This window comes from Tabrizicola oligotrophica, assembly GCF_011008935.1.
Lineage (GTDB): Bacteria > Pseudomonadota > Alphaproteobacteria > Rhodobacterales > Rhodobacteraceae > Tabrizicola_A > Tabrizicola_A oligotrophica.
In genome coordinates this window covers 59,139-81,174 of the sequence record NZ_JAAIVJ010000008.1, presented here as the reverse complement: position 1 = coordinate 81,174, position 22,036 = coordinate 59,139, and the positions used below count along the sequence as shown (strand labels likewise).

Sequence of the window (22,036 nt, the reverse complement as noted above, 5' to 3'; positions counted from 1 at the left end):
AGGTGCCCCTTGTCGCAGGTCGTTCAACGGTCCGTCCCCATGGCGATGATCGCCTCCCTCCCCCCTTTGTGGGGGAGGGCCGGGGAGGGGGGTTACTTCATCGCCATCGACGCTGCCGATTCCGGCAGTTCCTCGCCAAAGCAGCGCTGGTAGAATTCGGCCACGGTCTGCCGCTCCAGCTCATCGCATTTGTTCAGGAACGACAGGCGGAAGGCGTAGCCGATGTTGCGGAAGATCTCGGCGTTCTGCGCCCAGTTCAGCACGGTGCGCGGGCTCATCACAGTCGACAGATCGCCGTTCATGAAGGCGGTGCGGGTCAGGTCGGCGACGGTGACCATCTGGGAAATGGTCTTGCGGCCCTTCTCGGTGTTGTAATGCGGGCTTTTCGCCAGCACGATCGCGGCCTCGGCGTCGTGGCTGAGATAGTTCAGCGTCGCGACAAGGCTCCAGCGGTCCATTTGGGCCTGGTTGATCTGCTGGGTGCCGTGATAAAGCCCGGTGGTATCGCCCAGACCCACGGTGTTGGCCGTGGCGAACAGCCGGAAATAGGGGTTCGGGGTGATGATCTCGTTCTGGTCGAGAAGCGTCAGCTTGCCGTCATGTTCCAGAACGCGCTGGATGACGAACATCACATCCGCGCGCCCCGCGTCATATTCGTCAAACACGATGGCGACGGGGTTGCGCAGCGCCCAGGGCAGGATGCCTTCGTGGAATTCCGTCACCTGCTTGCCGTCGCGCAGCTTGATCGCATCCTTCCCGATCAGGTCGATGCGGGAAATATGGCTGTCGAGGTTGACCCGCACGGTCGGCCAGTTCAGCCGGGCGCCGACCTGTTCGATATGGGTCGACTTGCCGGTGCCGTGATAGCCCTGGATCATCACCCGGCGGTTATAGGCAAAGCCCGCGAGGATGGCCAAGGTGGTATCCGGGTCGAACTTGTAGGTCGGGTCGACGGCCGGCACGCGGTCGGTGGCCTCGGCAAAGCCTTTCACCTTCATGTCGGTGTCGATGCCGAACACATCGCGGACCGAGATTTCTTCGGTGGGTTTCATCTGGGTCTCGGCCATCGTCATCGTCCATGTGCTAACGCCGGGCAAAGGCCCGCAATCAGGGAAGTTGTGGAGCATATCGGCAGGGGCTGCAAGGGCTGGACTTAACGGTTTTTCGCAACTTGGTGAGGCGCTGTAACCTTTGCTCGCCGGTCGGCCCGGTCATGCTAGCTTTGGGGGGCAACAAGGAGTTAGCCCCATGCAACGCCGCGTTTTCCTGATCGCTTGCCTGGTCGCGCCCGGGCTGGCCCGCACCGCCCGGGCCGAGAGCTTCGACGTCACGCTGACAGATGCCGAATGGCGGGCGCGGCTGTCGCCCGAGGCCTATCAGGTCTTGCGCCACGAGGCGACGGAACGGGCGGGTTCCAGCCCGCTTGACCGCGAAAGCCGGGCCGGGGTGTTCCATTGCGCCGGCTGCGATCTGGCGCTGTTTTCGTCGGCGGCGAAATATGACAGCGGCACCGGCTGGCCGTCGTTCTGGCAGCCGTTGCCGGAGGCCGTCGGCACCCGCACCGACTCCGGGCTGTTCGGCAGCCGCACCGAAGTGCATTGCCGGCGCTGCGGCGGCCATCTTGGCCATGTCTTTGACGACGGGCCGCAGCCGACCGGCAAGCGCTATTGCATGAACGGGGTGGCGCTGGTGTTTCGTCCGGGCTGAGGAGGGCACGGCGGGGCTGCCGGGCATCGGTGGACAGGGCGTGCCGGCGCCGCTAGGGTCCGGCAGAACCGGATTTTGCGGAGCTTGCCCTTGGCCGATTTGTCCCAGCCTTCGCAGTTGACCCTGTCCGTGACCCAGACCCTGCAACAGATCCTGTCCGGGCCACCCAGCCCCACCAGTCTGGAGGCGTCGCTGCGCTATCTGGCGAAATGGCGGGCTGAGCTTGTGGCCAACACGTTTGCGGCGCGCCAGGGGCGCGTGGTCGCTTCTGGCCCGTTCAAGGGAATGGCCTATGTGGTGAAGCGCTTCGCCGCGACGCACAAGGTGACGGAAATCGGCCGCAGGCTGGATGACACGGGGCTACCGGGCTGGATGGAGGAACTCTCCGATCTTGACCGGCTGATCGCGCTTTGGGAATGGCGCGCAGGACCGACCCCCTGGCTTTGGATGGAGAAACAATGACTCGCCCCGAGAACGCCGCGATCTGGTATGCGCAGGACGGGTTCGACCCTGCCGCAAAGGGCATCAACGGCCGTCGCGTGGCGGGGGAGAGCTTTCTCAGGGGCTATCTGCGCCACGCCGAGGTCGAGGAATTCGTGCTTTTGACGAAATTCCCCGAAGAGGTGGAGCCGGTCCGCGCCTTGGCCGAACGCCTGCGCCCCGGCGTGCCGGTCAGAGCAGCGGGGCTGATGCGCCCGCCGTCGATTGCGCCGGTGGAGACCGTCTTTTACCCCAGCCCGAACTATGCGACCGAGGCCTGGCGGCGCGCGCCCTATGGCACGGGGGCCTTTGCTCTGTCGGGGATCACCCACACCACCTCGACGGCGGCGGTGATGGAGGGCTGGATGAACCTGCGCATCGCCCCGGTCGAGGAGTGGGACGCGGTGATCTGCACCTCGAAGGCGGTGCAGGCGAGCGTCAGCTTCCAGCTTGACCTGATCGACGCGCATCTGAAGCGGCAGCTGAATGCCCAGATGCGCCCGCGCCCGATGCTGCCGGTGATCCCGCTTGGCATTCATTGCGACGATTTCGTGCCAGACCCGGCGGCGGGCCACGCGCTGCGCGAGCGGCTGGGGGCGAAGGAGGGCGATGTGGTCTTTACCACCATCGCCCGGCTGACCCCGCATGAGAAGTTCGATCCGCTGCCGATCTATCTGGCGATGCAGGCGGCGCAACGGAAGATGCCGGCCGGGCAGAAGCTGCACATCGCCTTCTGCGGCGTCTTCCGCGAGGATTATTCGCGCAAGGTCTTCACCGAAGGCGCCCGACGGCTGATGCCGGATGTGGGCTTTGCCCTGCTCGACGGCGCAAAGGCCGAGGAGCGCAGGCAGGTTCTGTCCGGCGCCGATGTCTTCATGTTCCTGATCGACAACATCCAGGAAACCTTCGGCCTTGCGCCGATCGAGGCCATGGCGGCCGGTTTGCCGCTCTTGGTGTCGGACTGGGACGGCATGAAGGACACCGTGACGCCGGATGTCGGCTTTCGCGTCACCAGCCGGATGCTGCCCGGCCCGCATCTGGCGCAGGAGGCGCTGCGCTATCAGGGCGGCTTTGACACCTATGTGCAATATTGCTCGCTGACCTCGGCGCTGACCGAGATCGACATGGGCGAACTGACGGCACGGATCCTTGACCTGGCGCTGAACCCCGGGCTGCGCCGCAAGATGGGTGCGGCGGGACAGGCGCGGGCCAGGACCGGCTATGACTGGGCGCAGATCGTGCCGATGATGCAGGCCTTGTGGGGCGAACAGGCGGCGCGGCGCCGGGCGGCGGGCAAGGCGGTGCGCTATGGTGCGGATGCGCTGCCGATGTCGCCGTCGCCCACCGCGCTCTTTGCCAGCTACCCCACGGAAAAGGCGGGCTTTGCCGGGCTGCGGCTGGTGGCACGCGACCTGACCGGGCGGCTGGGGCCGGAAGAGGTGCTGGATCTGCGCGACTATGCCGGGGTAAAGCGGATCTTCGCGCAGAAGGCGCAGGTGCTGGCAGTCCTGCAGGCCATCGAGGCGGCGGGCCTGCAGGGGGCCGAGGTCGGCGGCCTGGCCACGGGCCTGAACCTGCCCGTTCACATCATCGAGCGCATCGCAATGTGGCTGCTGAAATACGATTTCATCCGGCGGGCGTGACGGGTGGGGGCGGGGGTTTTACACTCCCGCGCCGGATTTGTGCCAAATCCCGCTTCCCGTGGAGTATTGTTGCCTGGGGTGTGGAAAATTTAGATGAATTTTCAAAGACCTGCGGTCAGTCCTTGAAGTAGCGGCTGTCCTTGATCTGGTCCCAGGCCCAGACCACCTCCTGCAGCCGCTCTTCGTCGCGGCGGTCGCCGCCGTTCATGTCGGGGTGCAGTTCCTTGATGAGGCCCTTGTAGGCCTTGCGGATATCGGCCTTGGTCCAGGTGTCGCGGGCGTCGAGGATCTCGATCGCCTTGCGCTCGGTCGGCGGCAGTTTGCGGGTGGCGGTGGAGACCACCTTGCCGGGGTTCTGCGTGGCCTTTTCGCCCAGAAGCGCCATCGGGTCGTTGACGCCCAGCCGCTGCCAGGCCCGCCCGTCATCCTTTTTCGAGAAGGGGCGGGTTTCGCGCTCCCACAGCCGGTCCTTGTCCAGCAGCTTCTGGAATTCCTCATCTGACGCGGCGCCAAAGAAATTCCACTTCAGGTTGTACTCTCGGACGTGGTCTTTGCAGAACCAGAAGAACTCATCCAGAATATCGGGCGATTTCGGGGCGCGGTAGGCGCCCTTTTCCTTGCAGCCGGGATAGTCGCAGGCACGTTGCGAGGTCTCGAACGCGCCCGACATGCCGCCCCGGCGGGTGGTCTTGCGCTTGGCCTTGTCGGAGGACACGCGCAGATCGAACTCGAAGGGGGATTTGGACATCGCTTTGGCCTTTCCGACTCGGGGCCACAAGTTTAGGGATTTGCGCGGCAAGGTGAAGGGGGTCTCATGCGGATCGAAAGCGAAATTCGGCAAAGACTTGAACTGGCCTTTCAGCCGACCCGGCTGGAGGTGGTGAACGAAAGCCACCGCCATGCCGGGCATGCGGGCGACGATGGTTCGGGCGAGAGCCATTTCGCAGTGCTGATCCGGGCGGAAACGCTGGCCGCGATGGGGCGCGTGGCGCGGCACCGCGCGGTTCACAAGGCCTTGGGCGATGTGACGACGCGGGTGCATGCGCTGGCGATCGACGCCGGCTGAGGCGCGATTTTCGGCGGCCAGCCGGGGGGCGCTCAGGCCTTTGCCAGAAGCCTGTAGTGGTGCAGCAAGGGCTCGGTATAGCCCGAGGGCTGCGCGCGGCCCTTGAACACCAGATCGCAGGCCGCCTGAAAGGCGATGCCCTGAAAGCCCGGCGCCATCGGCCGGTAGACCGGATCGCCCGCATTTTGCCGATCCACCACGACCGCCATCTTCTGCAGCGCTTCCATCACGCGGGCTTCGGACACGATGCCATGATGCATCCAGTTGGCGATGTGCTGGGCGGAAATCCGGCAGGTCGCGCGGTCCTCCATCAGGCCGACATCGTTCAGGTCGGGCACCTTGGAGCAGCCGACGCCCTGGTCGATCCAGCGCACGACATAGCCAAGGATGCCCTGGGCGTTGTTCTCGACCTCGCGGATCACCTGGTCCTCGGGCCAGCGCCGCCAGGTGGCGAGCGGAATTTCGAGGACGGCATCGACATGGGCGCGGCGGCCGCCGGCGGCGAGCTTGCGCTGCACCGCCTGCACGTCGATCTTGTGGTAATGCAGCGCGTGCAGCGTCGCGGCGGTGGGCGAGGGCACCCAGGCGCAATTGGCGCCGGCCTTGGGATGTTCGATCTTCTGTTCCAGCATCGCCGCCATCAGGTCGGGCATCGCCCACATGCCCTTGCCGATCTGCGCCCGCCCCATCAGCCCGCATTCCAGCCCGATGTCGACGTTCAGCACCTCATAGGCCCCAATCCAGCCCTTGCGCTTGATGAAGTCCTTGCGGCTGAAGGGGCCGGCCTCCATCGAGGTGTGGATCTCGTCGCCAGTGCGGTCCAGAAACCCGGTGTTGATGAAGGCCACGCGGGATTTCGCGGCGCGGATGCATTCCTTGAGATTGACGCTGGTGCGGCGTTCCTCGTCCATGATGCCCAGCTTCACCGTGTTGCGCGGCAGCCCCAGCACCGCCTCCACCCGGTCGAAGGTTTCGGCGGCGAAAGCCACTTCCTCCGGCCCGTGCATCTTGGGCTTCACCACATAGACCGAGCCGTGGTGCGAATTGCGCAGGCCGGTGGTCTTGCGCAGGTCATGGCAGGCGATCAGCGCCGTGACCATGGCGTCCATCAGCCCCTCGGGCACTTCGGAACCGTCGGGCAAGAGGATCGCCGGGTTGGTCATCAGATGGCCGACATTGCGCACCCAGAGAAGCGCGCGGCCCTTCACGGTCAGGGCGCTGCCATCCGGCGCGGTGTAGGTCCGGTCGGGGTTCAGGCGCCGTTCCAGCGTCTTGCCGGCTTTCTGGAAGGTTTCGGCCAGATCACCGCGCATCAGGCCAAGCCAGTTGCCATAGGCCTGCACCTTGTCCTCGGCATCGACGCAGGCGACCGAATCCTCGCAATCCATGATCGCCGACATGGCGCTTTCCAGTTGCACATCGGCCAAGAGCGCCTGATCGCGCCCGCCGATGAAATGCGCCCGGTCAAAGACCAGCTCGACATGCAGCCCGTTGTTCTTCAACAGGATTGCATCGGGGGCCTTGGGGTTGCCCCGGTAGCCGACGAACTTGCCCGGCTGCACCAAAGGCAGGTCGTCGACCAAGAGCGCGCCGTCCTTGACGATATAGCGCCGGGCATCGGCGTGGCTGGTGCCTTCGATCGGGAAGGCCTCGTCGAGAAACACCCGCGCCCGCGCCACCACGCGCGCGCCCCGGCCACGTTCATAGCCCCCCGCCGGCGGAGCGGATCCCATGGCGTCGGTGCCATAGAGGCAATCGTAAAGGCTGCCCCAGCGGGCATTGGCGGCATTCAGCGCATAGCGGGCGTTGGTGACGGGCACCACCAGTTGCGGCCCCGGCACCTCGGCAATCTCGGGGTCGACATTGGCGGTGTCGATCTGGAAGGCCGGGCCTTCGGGCAAGAGATAGCCGATCTCGGTCAGGAAGGCCTTGTAGGCCTCGGGGTCGTGCAATTGCCCGCGCCGGTCGCGATGCCAGCCGTCGATGCGGGTTTGCAGTTCGTCCCGCTTGGCCAGAAGCGCGCGGTTCTTCGGGGCAAGGTCGGTCAGAAGGGCCGCAAAGCCCTTCCAGAAGGCCGCTTGCTCTACCCCGGTGCCAGGCAGGGCGCGGGCATTGATGAAATCGGCCAGCCCCGTGTCGACCTGAAGGCCCTCGATCCCGATCCGCTTGGCCATGGCTGCCCTCCCTCTGCGCTGCCGGCAGGTTAGGCGGGTCGCGCGCGCCGGACAATGAAAAGCGGGACGCGATTGTCAGGGGATCGCGGAAAGCAGTTTCAGCGAAGCGGTGAAAATGAAACTTTGCCATCTGGCTAAGTTTTTGCTTTTCCGACTCGGGGTGTCCGTGTTACTTAGCCATATGGCTAAGCATGATCCCGCCCTTGACCTGATCTTCCAGGCGCTCTCTGATCCCACCCGCCGCGCCATGCTGGCGCGGCTGGGGCAGGGGGCGGCGCCTGTCAGCGAGCTGGCCCGGCCCACTGGCCTCGCCCTGCCCACGGTGATGAAACACCTGGGCGTGCTGGAGGGCGCGGGGCTGATTGCAACGGAAAAATCCGGCCGGGCGCGGCTGTGCCATGCCCGGCCCGAAACCCTGTCGCTTGCCACCGACTGGCTGGCCGAACAGCGCAGCCTGTGGGAAGGGCGGCTCGACCGGTTCGAGGCCTATGTTCAAACCCTGATGCCCAAACCCTCAACCCCGGAGACGCGCGATGAGTGGTGACCTTGACCCCACCCTTGATCTGGTGCTGGAACGCGAAATCGCCGCCCCGCGCGAGCTGATCTACACCTGCTGGACCACGCCCGAACATCTGGTCCACTGGTTCGTGCCGCGCCCGCATCGGGTGACGGCCTGCCATCTCGACGTCCGCGTCGGCGGCGCCTGCAACACGACCTTCGAGGTCGAGGGCAACATCATGGAAAACAACGGCGTCTATCTTGAAGTGATCCCGAATGAAAAGCTGGTGTTTACCGATGCCTACACCGTCGGCTGGAAGCCCGCGCCCGAGCCCTTCATGACCGCCATCTTGACCTTCGAGGATGCCGGTCCCGGCCGCACCCGCTATCGCGCGGTGGCCCGGCACCGCAATGCCGAAACCGCCCGCCAGCACGAGGCGATGGGCTTTTACGACGGCTGGGGCACAGTGGTGACGCAGCTTGAGGACTATGCCCAGGGCCTGATGAAGAAGGGGGCGTGACATGCCGGGTGAACCCTCTGGCCCCTTCGCCACACTGCGCTTTGACCAAGATGTCGCGGCCCCGGTGGCGACCCTGTGGGAGATCTGGACGGCCCCGGCCGCCCGCGCGCTGTGGTCCGCGCCCTCGCCCGAGGTGACGGTGGACTACCTTGAAAGCGCGCGCGGGGTGGGTGGGCGCGAAGTGTCGCTGTGCAAGGTGGCGGGCGAGCCGGATGTGCGCGTCGAGGGGGTCTGGCTGGCGCTGGAGCCGGGCCAGCGGTCGGTCAATTCCGAGGTGGTGTCCTGTCAGGGCACGACGCTTTCTGCCGCCCTCGTCACCGCCGGGTTCAGCGGCGAGGGCGACACAAGCCGCATCAGCGTAACGGTGCAGCTGTCCTCGCTGGCGCAGGACATGGCCGAGGGCTACCGCCACGGCTTTGGCGGCGGGCTGGCCAATCTGGCCGAGGTGTCGGCCCGCTCGATGCTGTTGAAACGCGCCATCAAGGCGCCGCTGGACCGGGTCTGGGGCGCATGGATCAACGAAAAGACCCTGCCGCAGTGGTGGGGGCCGGAGGGGTTTTCCTGCCGCACCACCCGGATCGACCTGCGCACCGGCGGCGAATGGGTGTTCGACATGATCGGCCCGGATGGCACGGTTTACCCCAACCATCACCGCTATGACCGGATCGAGCCGCAGTCCCGCATCGACTACCGCCTGCTCTGGGGCGAAAACGGCCCGAAGCACGCCGATGCCTGGATCGAATTCGCACCGATCGAGGGCGGCACCGAGGTGACGCTCGGCATGGCCATGGCCACGGCCAGGGAATGGGCCGAGGCCAAGGGCTTTGGCGCCGAGGCGCTGGGCCTGCAGACGCTTGGCAAACTCGCCCGCTTCATCGGGGCGGAGTAAGGTCTTTCATCTGTTTCAAAATATCCTCGGGGGGAGTGGTCCGGCCCGGCCGGACCGCGTGGGGGGCAGACAGCCCCCCGCCACGGCCGGCGGGCGGATGTCCGCTGCGGGCTCAGAGGTCGAAACTCATCTGGGCCGAGGGTTTGCGCGCCGCAGCCCGGCGCGGCGGGCGGGGGGCAGTCGCCGCCGCTTCCTCCCCGCGCCCGGCCATCCGGCGCAAGGACCAGATCGCGGCGCGCGCGGCCTTTTGCGCCGCCTGCGGGTCGACGACGGGTTCAGGATAGCGCCGCCCGGCAAGCGACTGGAAACCCGGCCATTTCCACGGCTCCTGCAGACAGGCATCCGGCACCGGCGCCAGTTCCGGCAGCCAGCGGCGGGTGAAGACGCCAGTCGGGTCTTGCGCCATCCCCAGCCGGACCGGGTTGCACAGGCGCGGCAGGTGAGTCGCTACGACGCCCGCGTGCAGCTGCACCTGCGGCCAGTGGATGCCGGGCTCGTAATCGGTGAACAGCCGCGCAAGAATCGGCCCGGTCGCCCGCCAATCCAGCCCGAGGTAATGGGAGGCCGTCGCCATCACCATCGCCCGCATCCGGAAATTCAGCCAGCCCGTGGCCCGCAGATAGCGCAGGCTGGCGTCCAGAAACGGCAGCCCGGTTTCGCCAGCTTCCCAAGCCGCCAGCCGCCCTGCATCGGGCAGCCGGGCGCGCAGGCTCTCGGCGGCGCGCAGCTGGCAGGCGGTTTCAAGGCCGGGCTGGTCCTCCAGCGTCTGGATGGACTGGTCGCGCCAGAGGAGGCGGTGTTGAAACCCGGTCAGGGCGCCCGGCCATTGCCCGCCGGGCCGCGCGGCCTGTCGCGCCGCAGTGGCCTGCACCGTCTCGCGCAGCGACAGGGTGCCAAAGGCAAGATGGGGCGACAGGCGCGAGCATGCGCGCTCGCCCGACAGGGGCGAGGACATCGCAGTGCGGTAGGGCTCGCCGCGCAGCGTCAGGAAGCTGTCCAGAAGCCGCAGCCCTTCCTCGCGCCCGCCGCGCTGGCGGTGCGGGCAGCGATCCTCGGGCAGACGCAGGGCGCGGGCGGTGGGAAGGAGGCCGGCCTCTACCCCGTCGACCGGGCGCAAGCCCTGGGGCAGGGGCAGCGCCGGGGCGGCCATGAAATCCTCCCGCCTTGCCCGCCAGGTGTCCCGGCGGGCCAGCTGCCGGATGACCCCCGATTGCGGCAGTTCCACCCGGTCAATCCCCGCTCCGCGCGCCCATTGCGCCACCCGACGGTCGCGCGCATGGCTCCAGGCGTTGCCGGTTTCCTCATGGCTGACGATCCGGCTGATCGCATGGCGCAGACAAAGCCGCGACAGGACCTCCACCGCGTCGCCGGTGCGCAGCGCCAGGGTCAGCCCCGCCGCAGCCATCTCGGCCCGCAGGCTGGCAAGGCTTTCCGCGACAAACTCCCATTGCCGGGCCGAGGCATCCGGCCCGAACCAAAGCTCCGGCTCGATGATATAGACCGGCAAGACCGCGCCCATCCCGGCCGCGAGGGTCAGCGCCGGATGGTCGGCAAGCCGCAGGTCGCGTTTCAGCCAGACGAGAACATTCATGGAACATTGGTGTAACGCCGCCACGCGATTCGTAAAGGGTGAAAGCGCTTTTCTCGGGCGGCGACCCGTGGCAGGAAGGGGCAGATCAGGGGGCCTGCCATGACGATCACCATCTATCACAACCCCGCCTGCGGCACGTCGCGCGCTGTGCTGGCTGCGATCCGCGCCACCGGGCAGGAACCAGAAGTCGTGGAATATCTGAAGCTTGGCTGGTCGAAGCCCCAGCTTCAGGCGCTGTTTGCCGCCGCCGGCGTCACCGCGCACGAAGCCCTGCGCCGCGCAAATTCCCCGGCTGCCGGGATGGGGCTGACCGCCGAGGGTGTGACCGCCGACCAGATTCTGGATGCCATGGTGCAGCTGCCCGGCCTTGTGCAGCGTCCCTTCGTGGTGACGCCGAAGGGCAGCGCGCTCTGCCGTCCCGCCGACAGGCTGGCCGCCCTGCTCTGACCTCGGTGCCTTGGCCCCGGTGCCTTGGCCCCTTGCGGCGGCCCGCAAAGGGCGCAAGTCTGCGGCCAAAGGAGTGCCCCCATGACCGCAGCCGACCCGCGCACCGTCTATCTGGCCGATTACCAGCCCTTTCCCTTCACGCTTGACCAGGTGAGCCTGACCTTCCGGCTGGCGCCGCGCGCGACGCGGGTGCTGGCGCGGCTTGCCTTTGCGCCGAATCCGGCCCGCCCCGGCCGCCACGACCTGCGGCTGAACGGCGAGAATCTGCGGCTGGTTTCGGCGGCGGTGAACGGGCAGGCGGTGTCGCCCGCAGTCGATGCCGAAGGCCTGACCATCGCCGCCGCCGACCTGCCGACGGGCGCTTTCACGCTGGACACCGAAGTCGAGATCAGCCCGGAAACCAACACCGCCCTCGAAGGGCTTTACATGTCGAAGGGCATGTACTGCACGCAATGCGAGGCCGAGGGGTTCCGCAAGATCACTTATTACCCCGACCGCCCCGACGTGATGGCGCGGTTTGCCGTGCGCATCGAGGGCGAGATGCCGGTGCTGCTGTCGAACGGCAACCCGCTGGGGCAGGGGCCGGGCTGGGCGGAATGGGACGACCCCTGGCCGAAGCCGGCCTATCTCTTTGCGCTGGTCGCGGGCGCGCTTGTCGCCCATCCGGGGCAGTTCACCACCGCCTCGGGCCGCGATGTGGCGCTGAACATCTGGGTTCGACCGGGCGATGAAAACCGCTGCGCCTGGGGGATGGAGGCGCTGAAGAAGTCGATGGCGTGGGATGAAGATGTCTATGGTCGCGAATACGACTTGGACATTTTCAACATTGTGGCCGTCGATGACTTCAATATGGGCGCGATGGAGAACAAGGGGTTGAACATTTTCAACTCCAAGGTGGTTCTGGCCAGCCCCGACACCGCCACCGACGACGACTTTGCCCGCATCGAAGCGATCATCGCGCATGAGTATTTCCACAACTGGACCGGCAATCGCATCACCTGCCGCGACTGGTTCCAGCTTTGCCTGAAAGAGGGGCTGACGGTGTTCCGCGACCAGCAGTTCTCGGGCGACATGCGCAGTCCTGCGGTGAAGCGGATCGAGGATGTCCTGACCCTGCGCGCCCGCCAGTTCCGCGAGGATCAGGGCCCGTTGGCCCATGCGGTGCGTCCCGAAAGCTTTGTGGAAATCAACAATTTCTACACCGCGACCATCTATGAGAAGGGCGCCGAAGTCATCGGCATGCTGAAGCGGCTGGTGGGCGACGCGGCCTATGCCCGCGCGCTCGACCTCTATTTCAGCCGCCACGATGGCGAGGCGGCGACGATCGAGGACTGGCTGAAGGTGTTTGAGGATGCCACCGGCCGCGATCTGACCCAGTTCAAGCGCTGGTATTCCGAAGCCGGCACACCGCGGCTCAAGGTGCAGGAGGCCTGGGCGGCGGCGCCCGCCGGCGGCACCTATACGCTGACCTTTACCCAGGTGAACCCGCCCACTCCAGGCCAGAGCGCGAAGGGGGCCAAGGTGATCCCGATTGCTGTCGGCCTTCTCAATCCCAATGGCGACGAGGTGGTGCCGACTACAGTGCTTGAGATGAACAAGACTGTGCAAAGCTTTGCTTTCGAAAACCTTTCCGCGCGACCTGTTCCCTCGATCCTGCGCGGGTTCTCCGCGCCGGTGGTGCTGGAACGCGAGGTGCCCCAAGCCGAACGCGCTTTCCTTCTGGCGCATGACACCGATCCGTTCAACCGTTGGGAGGCGGGTCGCGCGCTGGCCAAGGATGTTCTGGCGCGGATGGTGACACAAGGGGCGAAACCGACTGCCGATCTTCTCGACGGCATGGCGCGGCTGGCCTTCGACGACAGCCTTGACCCGGCCTTCCGGGCGCTGGCGCTGCGGCTGCCGTCGGATGACGACATGGCGGCCACTCTGCACGCCGCGGGCCATGTCCCTGACCCCGCCCGCATCCACGCCGCCCGCCGCGCCCTGGGGCTGGCGCTGGCCGAGAGGCTGGCACCGGGGCTGGACGGGCTGGAGCGCAGCTGCCGGGGGACGGGGGAATTTTCGGCCGAGGCCGGGCCGGCCGGCAAGCGCGCGCTGCGACTTGCCGCGCTGGCCTTCCTGACCCGGCTGGATGGCGGCAAGGCGGCCAGCACCGCATTTGTGCAAGCGTACAACATGACCGAGAGCTTCGGCGCTCTGGCAATCCTTCTGGAAAATTGCCATGGCGATCAGGAGCTTGCAGCCTTTGGTTCACGCTGGACGCATGACCGGCTGGTGATGGACAAATGGTTTGCCGTGCAGGTTGGCATGGCCGCGCCTGAGGCGGCGGCGGCCACTGTCGCCCGCCTGACCGCCCGGCCCGATTTCGACATGAAGAACCCAAACCGCTTCCGCGCGGTGATCGGAGCGCTGACGACCAACCATGCGGGCTTTCACCACGACAGCGGTGCGGGCTATCAGACGCTTGCCGATTGGCTGATCCGGCTGGACCCGCTGAACCCGCAGACCGCGGCGCGGATGTCCACCGCCTTCGAGACCTGGCCGCGCTACGACGCCGACCGGCAAGAGATGATCCGGGCCGAACTTGCCCGCATCCTCGCCACACCCGGCCTCAGCCGCGATCTGTCGGAAATGGCGGGGCGGATGCTGGGGGCGTGATCCGAGTGCGCCGCACCTCCGCCAGCGGAGGCGCGGCACGTCTTTGTCTCGCCTCTGGCGGTTCCCGCCAACCGGCTCGGTGCCATGCTTCGCAGAGGATATTTGCACCACATTGAAGGCGCCAGGTCGTCGCGGGCAACCGCACCTCGGGCCTTGCGGGGCAAGGGGGGAGGTGCGGTGCCTTCAACGTGGGCGGTCATCGGGATCCCTCCCTGTACCGCAGGAGCAGTTTGGCCTCGACTGGTTAAGAAAGACTTCACCGCCTTCAATGTGGCGAAAATATCCTCAGGGGGTGAGCGCGGCACGCGCGAGGGGGGCGGAAGCCCCCCTGGTCCGGTCGGGGTGCCGCTATTGGCAGTAGCTTTGCGCGCGAGTCCAGCCGGCGATTTCGGCGCGCTTGGCGGCCTTGCGCAACGGCATCCAGTCGCGCCCGACCCCCCGGTTGCCCGGACCGGCCACCACCTCGTCCTGGGCGACATGGTGGGCGATCATCTCGACCGCGCATTCCAGATTGGCCGCGCCGTCCTTCAGCGCCCCGGCGCTGGTGGCCGTGCAGCCATAGTTGCGGGCCGAGCCGGGCGAGATCTGCATCAGCCCGATATAGCGCCCGCCGCCGCCCGCGGCCGTCGGATTCCAGCTGCTTTCATATTTTGCCACCGCTGACAGCATCCCTGCCCAGAAGGCGCGGCGGTCGGCGAGGCCGTTCTCCTCGTAGCCCGGACACCAGGTCTCGATGTCGGCGGGCACCTGCGCGGCGAGGGCGGCATCCTGTGCTGCAATGGCGGCGAGGCTGCGGGCGGTCCACTCCGCCGCTTCCGGCCGGTGATCCCAGCGCATTGCGGGCCTCTCGCCGGAGGACAGCAGCGCGCCCAGTTTTGGCAGGCCGGCCGGAACGCAGGCCGAAAGCGCAAGCGCGAGGACGGGAAGGGCGGCGACGGGACGGAAACGCGGCAAAGCGGGCTCGGGGTTGTTGCGGACCGCTTGGCGATGCCCTCGCGCGGGGGCGCTTGTCCAGCATTCCGGCAAATCCGGTCGCCCATCGGCGGGTTCTTGCCGCCTTTCGCGCCGGACCAAGGCCGGTTTGCCCGCCCGCCGCCCCTTGCCGCGGCAGCTGTCTTTGCCTAAGACGAAGGCAATCCAGCCAAGGGGTTTGCCATGCTTGACCTGACCTATACCGCGCCGAAACCCAAGGTGATTGCCGGGGCAAAGCACGATTGGGAACTGGTGATCGGCATGGAGATCCATGCGCAGGTCTCCTCGAACGCCAAGCTGTTTTCCGGCGCCTCGACGCAGGTCGGCGCCGAGCCGAACTCCAACGTGGCTTTCGTCGATGCCGCCATGCCGGGCATGCTGCCGGTCATCAACGAGTTTTGCATCGAGCAGGCAGTGCGCTCGGGGCTGGGGCTGAAGGCGCAGATCAATCTGGTTTCGGCCTTTGACCGCAAGAACTATTTCTACCCCGACTTGCCGCAGGGCTATCAGATCAGCCAGCTCTACCACCCGATCGTGGGCGAGGGCGAAGTGCTGGTGGAACTCGCCCCCGGTGTCGCCCGCCGGGTGCGGATCGAGCGCATCCATCTGGAGCAGGACGCCGGCAAGTCGATTCACGACATGGACCCGACGATGTCCTTCGTCGATTTCAACCGCACCGGCGTTGCGCTGATGGAGATCGTCTCGCGCCCCGACATCCGCGGGCCGGAGGAGGCGGCGGCCTATGTCTCGAAGCTGCGCCAGATCCTGCGCTATCTTGGCACCTGCGACGGCGACATGCAGCACGGCAACCTGCGGGCGGACGTGAACGTCTCGGTCTGCAAGCCCGGCCAGTATGAGAAATATCAGGAAACGCAGGACTTCAGCCATCTCGGCACGCGCTGCGAGATCAAGAACATGAACTCGCTGCGCTTCATTCAGGCCGCCATCGACTATGAGGCGCGGCGCCAGATCGCCATCATCGAGGATGGTGGTTCGGTGATGCAGGAGACCCGGCTTTACGACCCGGACAAGGGCGAGACCCGGTCGATGCGCTCGAAGGAAGAGGCGCACGACTATCGCTATTTCCCCTGCCCGGACCTGCTGCCGCTGGAGATCGAACAGGCCTGGGTCGACCAGATTGCCGCCACCATGCCGGAACTGCCCGACGCCAAGAAGGCGCGCTTCATGGGCGATTTCGGGCTGACCGACTATGACGCCAATGTGCTGACGGCCGAGGTGGATTCGGCAGCCTTCTTCGAGGCGGTGGCGCAGGGCCGCGATGGCAAGATTGCCGCGAACTGGGTCATCAACGAGTTGTTTGGACGTCTGAACAAGGAGGGCCGCGCGATTGCCGACAGCCCGGTTTCCGCGGCGCAGTTGGGCGGGATGCTCGACTTGCTGGCCAAGGGCGAGATCACCGGCAAGATGGCCAAGGATCTGTTCGAGATTCTCTGGACCGAAGGCGGCGACCCGGCGGAGCAGGCCGCCAAGCACGGCATGAAGGCCGTGACCGACACTGGCGCCATCGAAAAGGCGCTGGACGAGTTGATTGCCGCCAACCCCGATCAGGTGGAGAAGGCCAAGGTCAATGCCAAGCTCGCCGGCTGGTTCACCGGGCAGGTGCTGAAGGCCACTGGCGGCAAGGCCAACCCGGCGGTGGTCAATGCCATGGTGGCGCAGAAGCTCGGTCTTTGAGCGACGGGGCAGGCGCCCGGCCCTGCAACCGGCGGGGTGGCGCCTCTCCGCCGGCTTTGCCGGAAAGCCCTGCGCTGCCTTGGCCTTGCGGGGCGAATCTGTGTAGATTGCCCGGCATTGCCGATGGAGACGCCCATGCCCCGCTATGAGTTCAAAGTCATTCCCGCCCCGCGCCGGGGAGAAAAGGCCCGCGGGGTGAAGACGACCGAGGACCGCTTCGCGCTGGCGCTGACAGCGCTGATGAACGAGATGGGGGCGCAGGGCTGGGATTACATCCGCGCCGATACCCTGCCCGTCGACGAGCGGTCGGGCCTGACCGGCACCAAGACCAGCTATCAGAACCTTCTGGTGTTCCGCCGGGTGCTGGAGGCCGAGGTCCCGCGCCCTGCGGACCCCCGCCCCGAGACCGGACAGGACGCAGCCTTTGTGGCAACCCGCCGGCTCGGGCCGGCCGAGGTCAGCCCCGGCGCGGCACCGCCAGTCGGCCCGGCCTCGCCCGACATGGCCGCGGAATGACCTAGCGGGCGGCCTGCAGCGCCCGCGGCAGGCAGTCTTCAAAGATGTCCAGCGCTGCCTTGTCGCCGACGCTGACGCGCAGGCAGCGGTCCAGTGGCGCGACGCCCGGCATGCGGACAAAGACGCCAAGCCCGGTCAGTTCGCGCAAGGTGGCGCGGGCGAAATCGCCGTCGCGGCCAAGGTCCATCGTCACGAAATTGGTGGCCGAGGGCAGGGCGGTCGCGCCATTGGCGCGGGCGATGGCGGCCAGCCGGTCACGGCCTTCGGCGACGCCGGCCCGCACCTTTGCCAGCCAGTCCTGATCGGCCAGCGCCGCCAGCGCCCCCGCCTGCGCGATGCGGCCCATGCCGAAATGGTTGCGGATCTTGTCGAAGGCCCGCGCCAGGTCCGGGGCGCAGATCGCATAGCCGACGCGCAGGCCCGCCATGCCGTAACCCTTTGAAAAGGTACGGAAGCGGATGACGCGGGGATCGTCCGGTGCGATCATCGGCGCGGTGCCGGGCGGGGCGAGGTCGATATAGGCCTCGTCCAGAATGAGCAGGCTTTCAGGCGGCAGCGCCGCGACCATGGCTTCGATCACCGGGCCGGCGTGATGGCTGCCCATCGGGTTGTCGGGGTTGGCGAGATAGACCAGTTTCGGCCGGTGCGCCCGGGCGCAAGCGACCAGCGCCTCGGGGTCTTCATGGTCGCCCTTGTAGGGCACGCGGATGATCTCGCCGCCAAAGCCCGCGACGTGGAAGGGAAAGGTCGGATAGGCGCCGAGCGAGGTGACAACCTTGTCACCCGGCGCAATCATCAGCCGGGTGAGATAGCCCAGCAGCCCGTCAATCCCTTCACCGACAACGATATGGTCCGGGCGGCAGGCGTGATGCGCGGCAAGCGCGGCCTTCAGCTCGAAAAGCTCGGGGTCGCCATACATCCAGACTTCTGTCGCGGCCTTGGCCATGGCCGCGATGGCGTGGGGCGAGGGGCCGAACAGGCTTTCATTGGCACCAAGCCGGGCGCGGAACGGGCGGCCAAGGCTGCGCTCCTGCGTCTCAGGGCCGACGAAGGGCACGGTGGAGGGCAGCGAGGCGGCAAGCGGGGTGAGGCGTAGGGCTGTCATGGCAACAGGGAAGCGCAAAAATCCGGTCCGGGCAAGACGCGGGCGGAATTTGGCGCAAATTCCGCGGTCGATTTCTGGCGCAGAAATCGGGGACAGGGGCCCGGAGCTTGCGCCAAACTCCGCCGCGATTTCCGCGCCGGAAATCGCCTGCCGGAAGAAGAAGGGGGGCTGTCTGCCCCCCTTCTGGCCTGCGGCCATTCAACCCCCCGAGGATATTTTCGAACAGATGACCTCAGCCGATTTCGGCGAGCCGGCTGGCGGCAGCCTGCAGCTTGGCGGCCTCGTCCTCGCGGGCTTCCAGATTGGCGCGGGCCTCGTCGATCACCTCTTCGGGGGCAGATTTGACGAAATTGGGGTTGTTCAGCCGCCCCTTGAGGCCACCGATTTCCTTCATCAGCTTGTCCATGGCCTTGGCCAGCCGCGCCTTTTCCTCGGCAATGTCGATCAGACCTTCGAGCGGCAGGGCAAAGCCCGCGCCCTCCATGGCGATGGCGATGGAGCCTTTCGGCGCCGGCCCTTCGCTGAAGCCTTCGATGCGCGCCATGCGGCGGATCAGGGCTTCGTTGCGCGCCCAGGCCGCGCGGGCGGCGGGCGAAAGTTCGGTTGCCACCAGATCGCATTTCAGGCCGACCGGCACATGCACCTGCGCCCGCGCCGAGCGGATTTCGTCGATCAGCCCGGTGACGAAGCCCATCTCGGTCGCCGCCGCCGCATCGGTCAGGTCGGCGAAGGCTGGCCAGTCGGTATGGACCAGCCGCTTGGCGCGGATTCCGGTGGTGGACCAGAGTTCTTCGGTGAGGAAGGGCATGAACGGGTGCAAAAGGATCATCGACTGATCCAGCACCCAGGCCATGGTGGCGCGGGTCTCATCCGCATGGGCGCCATCGAAGAGCGGCTTGGCAAATTCGACATACCAGTCGCAGACCTTGCCCCAGACGAATTTGTAAAGCGTGTCGGCGGCCTGGTCGAAGCGGAAGTTTTCCAGCGCCTCGTTCACCTCGGCCAGGGTGCGGGCGGTTTCTCCGATGATCCAGCGGTTGGCAGTGGCCTCGGCCCTGGGGGCGGCGTTCTGGGTGGCATGGCCCTCCCAGACGCCGTTCATCTCGGCAAAGCGGCAGGCGTTCCACAGCTTGGTGCCGAAGTTCCGGTAGCCGGCGATGCGCTGGGTGTCGAGTTTCAAGACGCCGCCAAGCGAGGCCATCGCCGCATTGGCAAACCGCAGCGCGTCGGCGCCGAATTCGTCGATGATTTCCAGCGGGTCGATGACATTGCCCAAGGATTTCGACATCTTCTTGCCCTTGGCGTCGCGGACAAGCCCGTGCAGATAGACGGTGTGGAACGGAATCTGGTCCACCACCGCCAGCTGCATCATCATCATCCGGGCGACCCAGAAGAACAGGATGTCGGCCCCGGTCACCAGAACGCTGGTCGGGAAATACCGCGCCAGTTCCGGGGTGGGTTCGGGCCAGCCCAGCGTGCCGATCGGCCAGAGGCCCGAGGAGAACCAGGTGTCCAGGACGTCGGGGTCGCGCCAGACCGGGTAGGCCAGATGCGTCGGGTCCTGGCTCAGGTTGTAATCGGCCAGCGACTGCGCCAAGAGCGTCACGGCGGCGTGGCGATTGGCGACCTCGACCACGCGGCAGGCGTTCAAGGGATGCGGCAGGGCGGCGAGATCGTCGCGGAACGCCTCGGTCACAGTGGCGAAATCGGCGGCGCAATGATGGCGGGCTTCGCGTTCGCTCGGACCGCCATCGCCGAGGATGGTGAGCAGTTCCACCTCGTCCAGCGCATCGTCGCCTTCGTCATCGGTGAAGCTGCCCGGGTCGAGCGCCAGCCCATACCACACCGGAATCTGGTGGCCCCACCACAGCTGGCGCGAGATGCACCAGGGTTCGATGTTCTCCAGCCAGTGATAATAGGTCTTTTCGCCCGAGTCCGGGATGACCTTCGTCTTGCCGGTCCGCACCGCCTCCAGCGCGGGTTCGACGATCTTGGCGGTGTCGACGAACCACTGGTCGGTCAGCATGGGTTCAATGACGACCTTGGAGCGGTCGCCAAAGGGCTGCATGATCTTCTTGTCCTCGACGAAAGGCAGGTTCTTCCAGTCTTCCGCGTTGGTCTCCGGGTCGATCGACTTGACCTTGACCACGACGGACAGGCCTTGCGCATTGATGTCGGCCACCACCAGCTTGCGCGCCTCGAACCGGTCCAGCCCGCGGTATTTCTCGGGCACGAGGTTCAGGCTGTCGACTTCGGATTCGCTGGTCGCAGAGCCGGCGGCGATCTCGCGGGCGCGCCGCACGGCGATGTCATAGGCCGCACCATCGGCCCGCATCCGGCCGCGGCTGTCCATCAGCCGGTAGCAGGGCAGGGCGTTGCGCTTGGCCACGCCATAGTCGTTGAAATCATGTGCGCCGGTGATCTTCACCGCGCCCGAGCCGAAATCCGGGTCCGGGTATTCGTCGGCAATGATCGGGATCAGGCGGTCACAGAGCGGCAGATGCACCATCTTGCCGACGATCGGGGCATAGCGTTCGTCACTGGGATGCACCGCCACCGCGCCGTCGCCCAGCATGGTTTCGGGCCGGGTGGTGGCGATCGAGATGTAATCGCGCGTCTCGCGCAGGGTCACAGTGCCGTCGGCGTCCTTCTCGACATAGTCATAGGTTTCGCCGCCCGCGAGCCGGTATTTGAAATGCCACATGTGGCCGGCGACTTCGGTGTTTTCCACCTCAAGGTCGGAAATCGCGGTTTCGAAATGCGGGTCCCAGTTCACCAGCCGCTTGCCGCGATAGATCAGCCCCTTGCGATACATCTCGACAAAGACCTTGATCACGGCGTCATGGAAGTTGCCGGCCTCGCCCGCCGGCGCCCCCGGTGCGCCCGACATGGTGAAGGCCTCGCGGTCCCAGTCGCAGGAGGCGCCGAGCCGCTGCAACTGGCCAATGATGGTGCCGCGCGATTTGACCTTCTGCTGCCAGACCCGGGACAGGAACGCCTCGCGCCCCATTTCGCGGCGCGAGGGTTCGCCGTTCTGCGCCATCTCGCGCTCGGTCACCATCTGGGTGGCAATGCCGGCATGATCGGTGCCGGGCTGCCAGAGCGTGTCATCGCCGCGCATCCGGTGCCAGCGCACCAGAATGTCCTGCAGCGTGTTGTTGAAGGCATGGCCCATATGCAGGCTGCCCGTCACGTTCGGCGGCGGGATCATCACCGAAAACGCAGGGTGTCCCGGCTTGGCATTCGCCCCGGCGCGGAAGGCCTTTTCCTCCAGCCAGAGCTTCGAAATCCGGGCTTCGGCCTCGGCGGGGGAGAAGGTCTTTTCCATCGGCATCGCGGGCATCCTCACATCGTCCCGCAGGCTTTAGCCAATCACGGGCAAAAGGCCAAGCGGCAGTGCTTCCTCTTGGCCCAAATACTCCCGCCGGAGGCTGCATGCTGTCCCTCCGCGCCCCGGTCGGCCGGAAGGGCTGGCAAAGCCCGCCGCTGGTTTCCGCTCAGACCGCCCGATCCAGCCGGGTCGACAGGTGGATCAGGCTTTCGGAGGATTTGACCCCGGTCAGCGCGCCGATCTGGTCCAGCACCGAATCCAGCACCTGAGTGTTCGAAGCGGCGACCTGCAACAAAAGGTCGAACCGGCCCGAGGTGGTGAAGACCCGCTCCACCTCGCCGATGCCTTTCAGCCGGGTCAGGATCGCGGCCTGCGAGCGCGGCTCGATGGTCAGCAGCACGCTGGCGCGAAGCCGTCCCTGCCGCGCCGCCTCGCCCAGTTTCAGCGTGTAGCCGGCGATGATTCCGGTGGTCTCCAGCCGCTCCAGCCGGGCCTGAATGGTGGAGCGCGCCACTTTCAGCCGCCGCGCCAGCGTGGCCACCGACATGCGGGCATCGGCCCCCAGCAGCGTCAGAATGTTGCGGTCCAGATCATCCATGCAGGTCGCAGCCCCGTTTCGTCAGATTGCCTTGCATAGCAAGCAATTCGACCGGTTGGCCAGAGCCTTTTGCCCGAACGGCGCCCGCGGGCGGGTCGTACTGGCGGGTTGGAAATTTGATCATCTCCGTCTGGAAATTTGATCA

19 protein-coding genes are annotated in these 22,036 nt (G+C 66.5%); 11 read left to right on the top strand and 8 right to left on the bottom strand.

The annotated features are described in order from the left end of the window. Positions 1 to 92 precede the first annotated feature (92 nt). Entirely contained in the window at positions 93 to 1,067 is a 975-nt protein-coding gene (gene cobS, locus G4Z14_RS13565) for a cobaltochelatase subunit CobS (protein WP_227751737.1), read from the bottom strand. A gap of 181 nt (positions 1,068 to 1,248) precedes the next feature. Here cobS and msrB point away from each other — a divergent pair, with 181 nt between their 5' ends. The 3 genes from msrB to G4Z14_RS13550 all read left to right on the top strand — a co-directional run bounded on the left by msrB (position 1,249) and on the right by G4Z14_RS13550 (position 3,830). Further along, the gene (gene msrB, locus G4Z14_RS13560; RefSeq protein WP_164626618.1) at positions 1,249 to 1,707 is read left to right on the top strand and encodes a peptide-methionine (R)-S-oxide reductase MsrB; all 459 of its coding nucleotides are present in this window, start codon (positions 1,249 to 1,251) and stop codon (positions 1,705 to 1,707) included. A 117-nt stretch (positions 1,708 to 1,824) separates the two neighbouring features. Next, a complete protein-coding gene (locus G4Z14_RS13555; protein WP_164626616.1) occupies positions 1,825 to 2,169 on the top strand; it encodes a hypothetical protein in 345 nt (114 codons plus the stop codon). Next, on the top strand, positions 2,166 to 3,830 hold the full coding sequence (locus G4Z14_RS13550; protein WP_164626615.1) for a glycosyltransferase family 4 protein: 1,665 nt from the start codon (positions 2,166 to 2,168) through the stop codon (positions 3,828 to 3,830). Before G4Z14_RS13555 ends, G4Z14_RS13550 begins: the two co-directional genes overlap by 4 nt. A gap of 115 nt (positions 3,831 to 3,945) precedes the next feature. Here G4Z14_RS13550 and G4Z14_RS13545 read toward each other — a convergent pair whose 3' ends face one another. After that, complete coding sequence (locus G4Z14_RS13545; protein ID WP_164626614.1) at positions 3,946 to 4,578, bottom strand: DnaJ domain-containing protein; 633 nt, start codon at positions 4,576 to 4,578, stop codon at positions 3,946 to 3,948. 66 nt (positions 4,579 to 4,644) lie between these two features. Between G4Z14_RS13545 and G4Z14_RS13540 the strand changes: the two genes are divergently transcribed. Next, positions 4,645 to 4,896: a BolA family protein gene (locus G4Z14_RS13540; protein ID WP_164626613.1), complete on the top strand. Its 252-nt coding sequence runs from the start codon at positions 4,645 to 4,647 to the stop codon at positions 4,894 to 4,896. 32 nt (positions 4,897 to 4,928) lie between these two features. On the opposite strand, the gene G4Z14_RS13535 is transcribed toward G4Z14_RS13540, so the two are convergent. Continuing rightward, positions 4,929 to 7,070 (bottom strand): malate synthase G, encoded by a 2,142-nt coding sequence (locus tag G4Z14_RS13535; RefSeq protein WP_164626612.1) that lies wholly within the window; start codon positions 7,068 to 7,070, stop codon positions 4,929 to 4,931. 181 nt (positions 7,071 to 7,251) lie between these two features. On the opposite strand from G4Z14_RS13535, the gene G4Z14_RS13530 reads away from it, so the two are divergent. From G4Z14_RS13530 to G4Z14_RS13520, 3 genes are read left to right on the top strand one after another with little or no spacing between them, the layout of a single operon-like run. Next, positions 7,252 to 7,614 (top strand): ArsR/SmtB family transcription factor, encoded by a 363-nt coding sequence (locus G4Z14_RS13530; RefSeq protein WP_164626611.1) that lies wholly within the window; start codon positions 7,252 to 7,254, stop codon positions 7,612 to 7,614. Next, positions 7,604 to 8,089 carry an SRPBCC family protein gene (locus G4Z14_RS13525; protein ID WP_164626610.1) on the top strand — a complete coding sequence of 162 codons (486 nt, stop codon included), beginning with the start codon at positions 7,604 to 7,606 and terminating at the stop codon, positions 8,087 to 8,089. Before G4Z14_RS13530 ends, G4Z14_RS13525 begins: the two co-directional genes overlap by 11 nt. A gap of 1 nt (position 8,090) precedes the next feature. Continuing rightward, positions 8,091 to 8,978 carry an SRPBCC domain-containing protein gene (locus G4Z14_RS13520; RefSeq protein WP_164626609.1) on the top strand — a complete coding sequence of 296 codons (888 nt, stop codon included), beginning with the start codon at positions 8,091 to 8,093 and terminating at the stop codon, positions 8,976 to 8,978. A gap of 112 nt (positions 8,979 to 9,090) precedes the next feature. Here G4Z14_RS13520 and G4Z14_RS13515 read toward each other — a convergent pair whose 3' ends face one another. After that, entirely contained in the window at positions 9,091 to 10,569 is a 1,479-nt protein-coding gene (locus tag G4Z14_RS13515; protein ID WP_164626608.1) for an FAD-binding domain-containing protein, read from the bottom strand. A gap of 99 nt (positions 10,570 to 10,668) precedes the next feature. On the opposite strand from G4Z14_RS13515, the gene G4Z14_RS13510 reads away from it, so the two are divergent. Continuing rightward, entirely contained in the window at positions 10,669 to 11,016 is a 348-nt protein-coding gene (locus tag G4Z14_RS13510) for an arsenate reductase family protein (RefSeq protein WP_164626607.1), read from the top strand. 81 nt (positions 11,017 to 11,097) lie between these two features. Continuing rightward, a complete protein-coding gene (gene pepN / locus G4Z14_RS13505) occupies positions 11,098 to 13,674 on the top strand; it encodes an aminopeptidase N (protein ID WP_164626606.1) in 2,577 nt (858 codons plus the stop codon). Between the two features lie 348 nt (positions 13,675 to 14,022). Here the strand turns inward: pepN and G4Z14_RS18905 are convergent, their stop codons facing one another. Then, entirely contained in the window at positions 14,023 to 14,511 is a 489-nt protein-coding gene (locus tag G4Z14_RS18905; RefSeq protein WP_227751736.1) for a transglycosylase SLT domain-containing protein, read from the bottom strand. Positions 14,512 to 14,829: 318 nt separating this feature from the next. Here G4Z14_RS18905 and gatB point away from each other — a divergent pair, with 318 nt between their 5' ends. Together gatB and G4Z14_RS13490 are read left to right on the top strand one after the other, a co-directional pair. Further along, positions 14,830 to 16,341 carry an Asp-tRNA(Asn)/Glu-tRNA(Gln) amidotransferase subunit GatB gene (gatB, locus tag G4Z14_RS13495; protein ID WP_164626604.1) on the top strand — a complete coding sequence of 504 codons (1,512 nt, stop codon included), beginning with the start codon at positions 14,830 to 14,832 and terminating at the stop codon, positions 16,339 to 16,341. A gap of 135 nt (positions 16,342 to 16,476) precedes the next feature. Beyond that, positions 16,477 to 16,857: a DUF4177 domain-containing protein gene (locus tag G4Z14_RS13490; protein WP_164626602.1), complete on the top strand. Its 381-nt coding sequence runs from the start codon at positions 16,477 to 16,479 to the stop codon at positions 16,855 to 16,857. A 1-nt stretch (position 16,858) separates the two neighbouring features. Here G4Z14_RS13490 and G4Z14_RS13485 read toward each other — a convergent pair whose 3' ends face one another. From G4Z14_RS13485 to G4Z14_RS13475, 3 genes are all read right to left on the bottom strand, one after another. Beyond that, positions 16,859 to 17,962: a pyridoxal phosphate-dependent aminotransferase gene (locus tag G4Z14_RS13485; RefSeq protein WP_164626600.1), complete on the bottom strand. Its 1,104-nt coding sequence runs from the start codon at positions 17,960 to 17,962 to the stop codon at positions 16,859 to 16,861. 232 nt (positions 17,963 to 18,194) lie between these two features. Beyond that, positions 18,195 to 21,296, bottom strand: a complete 3,102-nt coding sequence (locus tag G4Z14_RS13480) for a valine--tRNA ligase (RefSeq protein ID WP_164626805.1) — start codon at positions 21,294 to 21,296, stop codon at positions 18,195 to 18,197. Positions 21,297 to 21,459: 163 nt separating this feature from the next. Then, entirely contained in the window at positions 21,460 to 21,891 is a 432-nt protein-coding gene (locus tag G4Z14_RS13475; protein ID WP_164626598.1) for an Lrp/AsnC family transcriptional regulator, read from the bottom strand. Positions 21,892 to 22,036: the final 145 nt, after the last annotated feature.